The organism is Paraburkholderia sp. (assembly GCF_035948235.1).
Lineage (GTDB): Bacteria > Pseudomonadota > Gammaproteobacteria > Burkholderiales > Burkholderiaceae > Paraburkholderia.
In genome coordinates this window covers 25,719-34,561 of sequence record NZ_DASZJJ010000112.1, presented here as the reverse complement: position 1 = coordinate 34,561, position 8,843 = coordinate 25,719, and the positions used below count along the sequence as shown (strand labels likewise).

7 protein-coding genes and 1 pseudogene are annotated in these 8,843 nt (G+C 63.4%); 7 read left to right on the top strand and 1 reads right to left on the bottom strand.

The genetic code is table 11. The annotated features are described in order from the left end of the window. From VG320_RS09960 to VG320_RS09935, 6 genes and pseudogenes are all read left to right on the top strand, one after another. Positions 1 to 298, top strand: a pseudogene (locus VG320_RS09960) (phosphoesterase); the annotation flags it as partial. A 427-nt stretch (positions 299 to 725) separates the two neighbouring features. Further along, positions 726 to 2,132 carry a class I SAM-dependent methyltransferase gene (locus VG320_RS09955; RefSeq protein WP_327199946.1) on the top strand — a complete coding sequence of 469 codons (1,407 nt, stop codon included), beginning with the start codon at positions 726 to 728 and terminating at the stop codon, positions 2,130 to 2,132. A 1-nt stretch (position 2,133) separates the two neighbouring features. Further along, a complete protein-coding gene (locus VG320_RS09950; RefSeq protein ID WP_327199945.1) occupies positions 2,134 to 3,471 on the top strand; it encodes a sensor histidine kinase in 1,338 nt (445 codons plus the stop codon). Between the two features lie 7 nt (positions 3,472 to 3,478). Further along, positions 3,479 to 3,883 (top strand): response regulator, encoded by a 405-nt coding sequence (locus VG320_RS09945; protein WP_327199944.1) that lies wholly within the window; start codon positions 3,479 to 3,481, stop codon positions 3,881 to 3,883. A 93-nt stretch (positions 3,884 to 3,976) separates the two neighbouring features. Continuing rightward, positions 3,977 to 4,987, top strand: coding sequence for a response regulator (locus VG320_RS09940; RefSeq protein WP_327199943.1), 1,011 nt, complete (start codon positions 3,977 to 3,979; stop codon positions 4,985 to 4,987). A gap of 213 nt (positions 4,988 to 5,200) precedes the next feature. Then, positions 5,201 to 6,745, top strand: coding sequence for a methyl-accepting chemotaxis protein (locus tag VG320_RS09935; protein ID WP_327199942.1), 1,545 nt, complete (start codon positions 5,201 to 5,203; stop codon positions 6,743 to 6,745). A gap of 53 nt (positions 6,746 to 6,798) precedes the next feature. Here VG320_RS09935 and VG320_RS09930 read toward each other — a convergent pair whose 3' ends face one another. Then, positions 6,799 to 7,761 carry a D-glycerate dehydrogenase gene (locus VG320_RS09930; RefSeq protein WP_327199941.1) on the bottom strand — a complete coding sequence of 321 codons (963 nt, stop codon included), beginning with the start codon at positions 7,759 to 7,761 and terminating at the stop codon, positions 6,799 to 6,801. A gap of 322 nt (positions 7,762 to 8,083) precedes the next feature. Between VG320_RS09930 and VG320_RS09925 the strand changes: the two genes are divergently transcribed. Then, positions 8,084 to 8,842, top strand: coding sequence for an SDR family oxidoreductase (locus VG320_RS09925; RefSeq protein WP_327199940.1), 759 nt, complete (start codon positions 8,084 to 8,086; stop codon positions 8,840 to 8,842). The last annotated feature ends 1 nt before the right edge of the window (position 8,843 follow it).

The following is an 8,843-nucleotide window of genomic DNA, read 5'->3' as shown; positions in this document are numbered from 1 at the left end:
CGACATGCTTGCGAGCAAGCGCATCGCCGCCGCCCCCACACTCAGCTCTTTGCTCACGCTGGCCACGCCGCGCACCGACCTGCCGGCCATCGCCGCGCCGCCCTCCACCGGGCTCGTTGCCACCAGCCTCGCGCGCCCGCTCAACGATTTGCAGAAAAGCCTCGTGAGCGGCGCGGCCCGGCGCGCGGGCCTGGACCCTGCCGCCACGCTGGGGTCGATGTTCACCCGCCAGCATGCCGTGGACTTCTTCAATCGCCTTACCGGCAACAGCCCATCCGCCCAGCCGCCCCAGCCATAAAAGCGGGTGCCATCCTGAACCCGTTCGAGCTTGCGTTCGACGGGCAAGCCCCTGTAGTATCTTGCGCCCTTCCGGCAACCCTTCCTGCGGCCAACTGCCGGTCGTTTCGTCAATGAAATTGGCGAGCGACCACTGTCATCATTTTTCAGTAGAATGCTGCAATCGCAAAGGTAGGATTGTTTCGAAACCAGACGCCCGCGTTAAATGCCAATGGCATAAGTGGTCGCGAGACGATACGGACAGGACAAACAGCAAGTTTGTCCGGCCAATGCAGTTAGAACTGAATTACCGATGGCGACGCTGCATCGTCAGAACCACGGCCAGGGACACACTCGACGCTGAACGGGTCGACCCGGCGCTTCGGGTTCTGGATAAAGCGTCGCGCAACTCCTGGCATTCCCGTCAGTACTTACCTGGCCGCAATACTGTGTATTCCAGAACGCAAATCGATCCGGTAGTGAGCTTCCGCAACTCCCAGGGCGAACAGGTGCGGGGGACGATCATCAATCTCCAGCGCAAGTCCCTGGTGATGGAGGTCTATAACCCTTACTCGATTGTCCAGGTCAGCGAAGTGCTGAACGAGCTGTCGGTCAAGATGGGCGTCGAGCACGCCTATTCGGGCAAGGCGGTCGTCATCAGCATGGTCAATACCGGACTGACCGCCATTGTCTCGGTGACGCTGATCGACGAATGGCGCGAACTGAGCGGCGACGCTTTGGAAGCGCGCACGGTCGGTGACGAAGCGCGCCGCTTCGTGCAGGACTGGGCCGAGCGCTTCCAGATCCGCCGTGACTATCAGATCGCCGTCAACCAGATCCGCGCGTTCCTGACCGACATGTCGCGCTGGGTCGAGCAGGCGGACCTGGCCAACACGCTGCCGAAAGACGGCAAGACCTTGCGCGAGGACTTCTTCCTCGAACTCGCAACGCCGCTGATGCAAAGGACCAAGGTCTTCTTCGACGATTTCGAAGGCGAGGCCCGCATGGTCGATGAGGAACTGGCGCCCGCCCACCGCGCGTTTGCCCAGGCGGCGCTACATCCGCTGCTGCTGCGCTCGCCGTTCGTGTTCCGCACCTTCACGAAGCCGCTGGGCTATGCCGGCGACTATCAGATGGTCAACCAGATGCTCGACGATCCCCGCCAGGGTCCGAGCACGTACTTCCAGATCGTCAACGCGTCGTTCCTGCAGACGGCCGTGGCGCGCGCGCACCGCAATCGTATCGACCTGCTGGTGGACTACCTGACCCGCGTGGCCAACGACGCGCGCGCGGCCGGTCGCCCGGCCCGGGTGCTGAACGTGGGCTGCGGCCCCGCCCAGGAAATCCAGCGCTTCATGCACGAATACGACGAGCCGGAATGGCTGTCGTTCGAACTGCTCGATTTCAGCCAGGAAACGCTGGACTGGACGCGCGAGCGCCTCGGGTCCATCTCGCAGCAAACGTCCAAGCGCATGGCCATCAGCTATACGCACGACTCGGTCCATCACCTGCTCAAGCGCCGCATGGATGTGGACTCGCCGGACGCCCGCGAATTCGACGCGGTCTATTGCGCCGGTCTGTTCGACTACCTGTCGGACAAGGTCTGCGCGCGGCTGAACCAGTATTTCGCAAGCCGCACCCGCCGCGGCGGCCGCCTGCTGGTCACCAACGTCCACGCCGACAATCCCGAACGCTTCAGCATGGAGCACGTACTGGAGTGGTACCTGATCTATCGCAACGAGACGCAGATGGCCGCGATCATGCCGGAAAACTGTAGCGAGCCGCGTCTGTACACGGACCCGACCGGGGTGAATGTGTTCGCCGAGGTCACCATCGGCCAGCAACAAGCAGGTTGAGATGACAACATCCCTGGTGGGGCTGCAGTCGACCTATCGTGAAGAGCTGCGCGACTACCGGCTGCTATGCAGCAAGGCGGGCGGCCTGACCGTGATCGTGCTCGTGCTGATGGGCGCGGCGATGGACTATGTCGTCTATCCGGACGAGCAGAAGGGCTTCGCCATGCTGCGGCTGCTGACCAGCGCCGTCATTGGACTCGCGTTGCTCTCGCTGTATACCGAAGTGGGCAAGCGTCACGTTCAGGTCATCACGTTCGGCTGGCTGCTGCTGCCGCAGGCCATGATCTCGTGGATGATTTACGCCACCCAGGGCGAGCAGTCGCTGTTCTACGCCGGGCTGACGCTGACGATCTTCGCGGTGGGCATCCTGTTCGCCTCCGGCATCTGGCAGACGCTGACATTCGGCATCGCCACGGTCGCGCTCTACTTCGTGGCCTGCTCGACCCATTCGGGCGGCATCACAGACCCAAGCAAGTTTCAGTTCCAGCTCATCCTGATCTTCTTCTGCGCATTGGCCAGCTCCGTGTATACCTACTTCAACGAAAAGGGCCGCTTCCAGCTGTTCCGGCTCAAGAACGAGATCGCGCACAAGAACGAGCAGCTCGCCCGTTCCAATGAGAATCTTGCGCAGATCAAGGGCCAACTGCTGCAACAGGAAAAGATGGCGGCCATCGGCACGTTGTCCGCTGGCCTGCTGCATGAGGTCAACAATCCAGTGAACTTCTGTCTGATGGCGATCGAAATCGCCATGGAAGAGCAGCAGGTCAAGGACAGCCCGTCGCTACAGGAGTGCCTGACCGATGCCAAACAGGGCATGCAGCGCATCCAGCACATCGTGTCGGACCTGAAGACTTTTGCCTACCGCAAGCCCGGCACGACGCAGGAAGACGTGCCGTTCCTGTTCGAGAAGGCGCTCGACTCGGCGATACGGCTGGATGCCCACGAGCTGCGCGGTGTGAGCGTCACCCGCGAGCTGCCCAGCGACACCCTCGTGCTGGGCGACGAAGCCGCCATCGTCGGCGTGCTGATCAATCTGTTCTCGAATGCCGCGCTGGCGATGAAAAAAGCCAGCACCGTTTCACCGCAGGTCCATGTCAAGGCGCACTGGCAGGACGGCCGTCTGCACGTCAATGTGCGCGACAACGGCCCGGGGATCGCCCCGGAAAATCTCGCGCGGGTGTTCGAGCCGTTCTTCACCACGCGCGAAGTCGGCCAGGGTCTGGGCCTTGGCCTGTCCATCAGCTATGCGGTGGTTGAGCAACATGGCGGCACTCTGTTCGCAGAAAGCCAGTTGGGCGAATGGACCGCGTTTAACTTCGATCTGCCGCGTGCCGAGTGAGGTCGAGATGAGCGAGAACCAGCAGGCGCCGTACACCGTCGTCTATGTCGATGACGAGGAGTTGGCGCGCAAGTATTTTGCGCGCTCCGCCGGCAGCGACTATGAGGTGCTGCTCGCCGCGAGCGCCGACGAGGCCACGTCGATCCTGCGCAGCGAAGGCGCGCGGGTGGCTGTGCTGCTGACCGATTTCCGCATGCCGGGCCGGCACGGCGGCGACCTGCTGCGTGAGGTCGCGCAGGAGTATCCGCATATCGTGCGCATACTCGTGACCGCCTACGCGGACAAGGACGCACTGCTGGAAGCGGGCCATTCCGGGCACGTATTCAGCATCCTCGAGAAGCCGCTAGGCGTGAGCAAGGTTCGCGAAGTGCTGGCAGCAGCAGCGGCGGCCTCGGGTTTGCCTCCGAGGTGATGCAGCACCTGCCGATCGACTCAATGCCAGCGGCAGCACGACCGCGACGCAGCTATTCCCCGAATTCAAGGATCGAATGTACAGGAGTTACCAATGAGCAATGTAATTGCCAACCAGACACCGCCCCCGGCGATTTTGTTCGTTGATGACGAAGCCACCGCGGTCAAATATTTCGAACGCGCCATCGGCTCGATCGCACCAGTCGTAACGGGTGCGTCCGTCGAGGACGGCAAGGCGCTGCTGGACGCGCACGCGGGAAGCCTCGCCGTGCTGGTGTCCGACCAGCGCATGCCGGGCGAGTATGGCAACGAGCTTCTGCGCTATGCGCGCGAGCGCTATCCGCACATCGTGCGCATCCTGACGACGGCCTACTCGGAGCTGGACCAGACCGTCGAGGCCGTCAATCAAGGCCAGATCCATCGCTACATCAAAAAGCCGTGGGACATCGCCGCGCTGCGCATGGAGATGAAGCAGGCGCTGGAGCTGTCGGGGCTGCGCAAGGAACGCGACCAGCTCGTGCGTGAAAAGCTCGGCGTACTGCAGACGCAGACCGTCGCCACGCGCATCGGCATCGTGCATACGCTGTGTGCGAGCCTGATCGGTCCGGGCCGCTTCCAGCCGGTGGAAACCTGGCTGGCTGGCGCGCAACTGGCCGGCACGCGCAATGTGGAGCCAGACTGGCATCGCATGGATTACGCCGATCTCGTGCGCGCAGAAAGCGAATGCAGCGGCAGCTTTGGCCACGCGGTCGGCACGCGCCTCGCGCAATTGCGCACGCAGCATGCGGGACGCGGCGCGGCGGATGCGGTGCAGGTTTTCGCCGATGTGCTCGGTGCGACGGTGCGCGGCGGCGGCGATGCGCTGATCTGGACGACGCCGGATACGCTCAGCGAGTTCCTTACCCGCCCCGTCGGTCAGGCTGTATCTGCTGAACATGCTGCCTGGCTGGCCTGCCTGCTGTGGCTCGAAGAAGCCGGCGGCGCGCTGCAATGCGTGCGCGAAGGCGACGCCATCGTTTGTCGTTCCGGCACCCGCGCGGACAGTTTTGCGGCCGACCGCCTGGCGCTCTGGATCGAGCGGTTTTCGGAGCCGGCGCTGGACTGAACCCGGTTCGCGCAGCCCCCCTGCAAACGCCCTCCCGGTTCGCCGCGAGGGCGTTTCGTTTTGTGCTCCCCGGTACAGTTCCGCCCGCCCTCGCCGTTAACCAAGTAGGGGACGAGCAGCGGGGCCGTACAGCCGCTGTATGCGTTCCCGCCAGGACCACCCCTCCCCAATATTCGAAAACGTCGCCCTACCAAGGCGTCTGGAGCTCACGTCGTGTTTGCCCGACTCTCTATTTCCGTTCGCCTGCGCATCGCAGTCGGCGTGCTCGCGGTGCTGATCGTCGCGTCCGGTATTGCCGGTCTGATCGGCATGTCGCATTCGAATGCGGCGCTCGGCTACGCCTATTCGAACCAGCTTGCCGCCGCCATCGACATCGGCAAGTCCAATCTCAATCTGACGATCGCGCGCACCACGCTCGACCGCATCCTGCTGCATCCCGATTCGCCCGATGTCCCGCAATTGCTCGACAAGGCACAAACCTATCTCGACACCTCGCAAAAGGCGTGGGCAAGCTATCGCGCCCTGCCCCACGACGCCGACGAGCAGGCGCTGGCCGAACAGGTCCAGACAGCGTTGGGCGCAATGCTCGAACAAGGCATTCAGCCACTCATGGCCGCCATCAAGCAAGCCGACCGCACGGCCCAGGACGAGATTGCGATGAAGCGCATTCCGCCTTTGTCGGTGGCGCTCACGAAGGCGTCGACGGCGCTCGAACAATGGCAGAAGGCGCACGGCCAGCAGACGTTCGACGGCGCGACGGACTTCTACGCCGCCTTGCGCGCGGGCAGTATCGCCCTGATCGCACTGGGGCTTGGCGTGGCGGCGCTGTGCGCAATCGGCCTGCACCGCGCAATTGCCGCACCGCTGGCAAACGTGCTGGGCGCCTTGCAGCGCATCGCCGCCGGCGATCTGACCGCGCGCCTGGACGTGCGCTCGCAGGATGAAATGGGCCGCCTGATTGCCGGATTGCAGACCATGCAGGACGAGCTCGCACGCACGGTGCGCAAGGTCTCGCACAGTTCGGAGTCGATTGCGTCCGCCACCCGCCAGATCGCTGCCGGCAACGACGACCTCTCGCAACGCACCGAGGAACAGGCCGCATCGATCCAGCAGACCGCCGCCAGCATGGAGCAATTGACCGCGACGGTGAAGCAGAACACCGAACACGCGCGCACGGCGCAATCGCTCGCGGGCAGCGCCCAGGAAGTAGTCGAGCGCGGCGCGCTGGTGGTCGGCGACGCGGTGCAAACGATGGATCGCATTGACCGCAGTTCGCAGAAGATCGCCGAAATCACTGGCATCATCGAAGGCATCGCATTCCAGACCAATATCCTTGCGCTCAACGCGGCGGTTGAAGCCGCGCGCGCGGGCGAGGAAGGTCGCGGCTTCGCCGTGGTCGCGGGTGAGGTGCGCTCGCTCGCGCAGCGCTCGGCGGCGGCGGCCAAGGACATCAAGACCTTGATCGGCGAATCGGTCGGCCATGTCGCCTCGGGCGCGCAGTACGTGCGCTCGGCGGGCACGACGATGAACGAGATCGGCGAATCGATCGGCCGCGTGACGACCATCATGACCGAGATCGCGCACGCCTCCGAGGAACAGCGCGACGGCATCGAGCAGGTCAATCTGGCGGTTTCGCAGATGGATCAGGTTTCGCAGCAGAACGCTGCGCTGGTGGAAGAAGCCGCGGCGGCGGCGATGTCGTTGACGGAACAGACCGACGCGCTGCGCGAGGCGGTCAGCGTGTTCAAGGTGGCTTGAGCAGGGTTTGCCCGATGAGGGATATTTCCCGCATCGGGCGGTTCTAAATGCATTTAAACGGGGTTTAAGGCGTTCTCGCCGTCAAGCACCGCCGCGACATTATCAAGCGCGGTAAAGCCCATCTGATCGCGCGTCTCAATGGTGGCGCTCGCCATATGTGGCGACAGAAATACATTGTTCAGGCCTGCGAAGCGAGTGTCCACGTTCGGCTCGTTGCGATAAACGTCCAGACCCGCGCCAAAGAGTTGCCCTGAAGTCAGCGCGGCGTACAACGCGTCCTCATCCACGAGACCGCCGCGCGCGGCGTTCACGAAAACTGCGCCCTTCGGCAACAGACCAAATTCCCTGGCCGTCATGACCGGCACGCCGCCGCCCGGCACATGCAGCGTCAACACCTGGCTGTGCGGCAACATCGTTTCGAGGCTTTCAAAGTAGGTCGCACCGTTTTCCAGCGCAGGCGCGGCTCGCTGGATATCGGTGTAAAGCACCTTCATGCCGAAACCTTGCGCGCGCCGCGCCACCGCGCGCCCAATGCGCCCGAAGCCGACGATGCCCAGCGTCTTGCCGTTCACCCGCATGCCGAGCATATCGGTCATGCCGAACGATTTGCCCCAGCCCGCGCGCATGATGCGTTCATATTCCGAGGCGCGTCGGCAGGCCGCCAGCACCAGCAGCATGGCGAAATCGGCGGTGCATTCGGTCAGCGCATCGGGCGCGTTGGTCACGACGATGCCACGTTCGCGCGCCGCCGCCACGTCCATGTGATCGACGCCCGCACTCGCGTTCGCGATGATTTTCACACTGGGCGGCAACGCGGCAATGTGCTCGGCCTGCAGTCCCGATTTTTTGCCGATCAGCACGGCGGGCAAGGCATGCTTCGTGCAAAAGTCGACCACGGACCACGAGTCCATATCGGAATCGGTGACGTAGGCATGAAATTCACGTTCCGCTCTTTGGGCAACGGCGGCGGGAACCTTGCGTGCGATGAGCAGGCGGGTGCGTTGAATGTCCGGCATGGTGCGTTCCTTTGGTCGAGAGACGTCGAGAGACTACGAACGCGCATACCGGTGCGTCAATCTTGATTCGATCAATCAACTTATCCTCATGCCCGTGCCTCACGCGATTCAGCCCTTAAATAGCGGCCTGGATCGGTAATCGCCCTGGTGCTTCAAAGCGCATGCCGCCCTGGGCCTTGAGAAACCAGCATCGGGACAATCCCTGATGGGCACCCCGGCTGTAAAGCCCTCTCATGTTGATTCAACCAATCAAGATTGCCTGGCGTATTGCGCGAGTGCAATTCTTTTCCCGTGTTCAACCGAATCGACAAGAGGACGGGAAATGCCTGCATCGAAGCCAATCGCCGTAGTCACGGGTGCCGGTTCCGGCATCGGCCGCGCCACGGCCATCGCGCTTGCCAGGGCCGGATTCGCGCTTGCGCTGGTCGGGCGCAGAATCGAGCCTTTGCTGGAAACGAAGGAAGCCATCGGCCTGAGCGGCGGCGATGCGCAACCGTTCACCGCCGACGTGACCGACGCCGAGTCCGTCGATCGCGCGTTCGCACAGATTGCGCAGTCGTTTGGCCGCGTGGACGTGCTGTTCAACAATGCGGGCCGCAACGCGGGCGCGGTGCCGCTGGAAGACTACACGCTCGATCTCTGGAACGACGTGGTGGCCACCAACCTCACGGGGGTCTTTCTGTGCGCGCGCGCCGCGTATCGACTGATGAAAGCGCAGTCGCCGCAAGGCGGCAGGATCATCAATAACGGCTCGATTTCCGCGCATTCGCCACGCCCCAATTCGATCGCGTATTCGGCCACCAAACACGCGGTTTCTGGCATCACGCGCTCGATCGCGCTGGACGGGCGTGCGTTCAACATCGCGTGCGGACAGATCGACATCGGCAACGCCGCCACGCCGCTCACCGAGCGCATGAATCGCGGCGTCCTGCAGGCGGACGGCCGCACCGCTCCCGAAGCGCGCATGGACGTGGAGCACGTCGCCAATGCGGTCGTGCACATGGCCATGCTGCCGCCAGAGGCCAATATTCTCGACATGACCATCATGGCCACCACAATGCCGTTTGTCGGGCGCGGCTAGT

What these genes read in the sequence shown, in the direction of transcription:
- VG320_RS09950 (WP_327199945.1), top strand. Translation starts at nt 2,134, where the DNA reads ATGACAACATCCCTGGTGGGGCTGCAGTCGACCTATCGTGAAGAGCTG.
- VG320_RS09945 (WP_327199944.1), top strand. Translation starts at nt 3,479, where the DNA reads ATGAGCGAGAACCAGCAGGCGCCGTACACCGTCGTCTATGTCGATGAC.
- VG320_RS09940 (WP_327199943.1), top strand. Translation starts at nt 3,977, where the DNA reads ATGAGCAATGTAATTGCCAACCAGACACCGCCCCCGGCGATTTTGTTC.
- VG320_RS09930 (WP_327199941.1), bottom strand. Translation starts at nt 7,761, where the DNA reads ATGCCGGACATTCAACGCACCCGCCTGCTCATCGCACGCAAGGTTCCC.
- VG320_RS09925 (WP_327199940.1), top strand. Translation starts at nt 8,084, where the DNA reads ATGCCTGCATCGAAGCCAATCGCCGTAGTCACGGGTGCCGGTTCCGGC.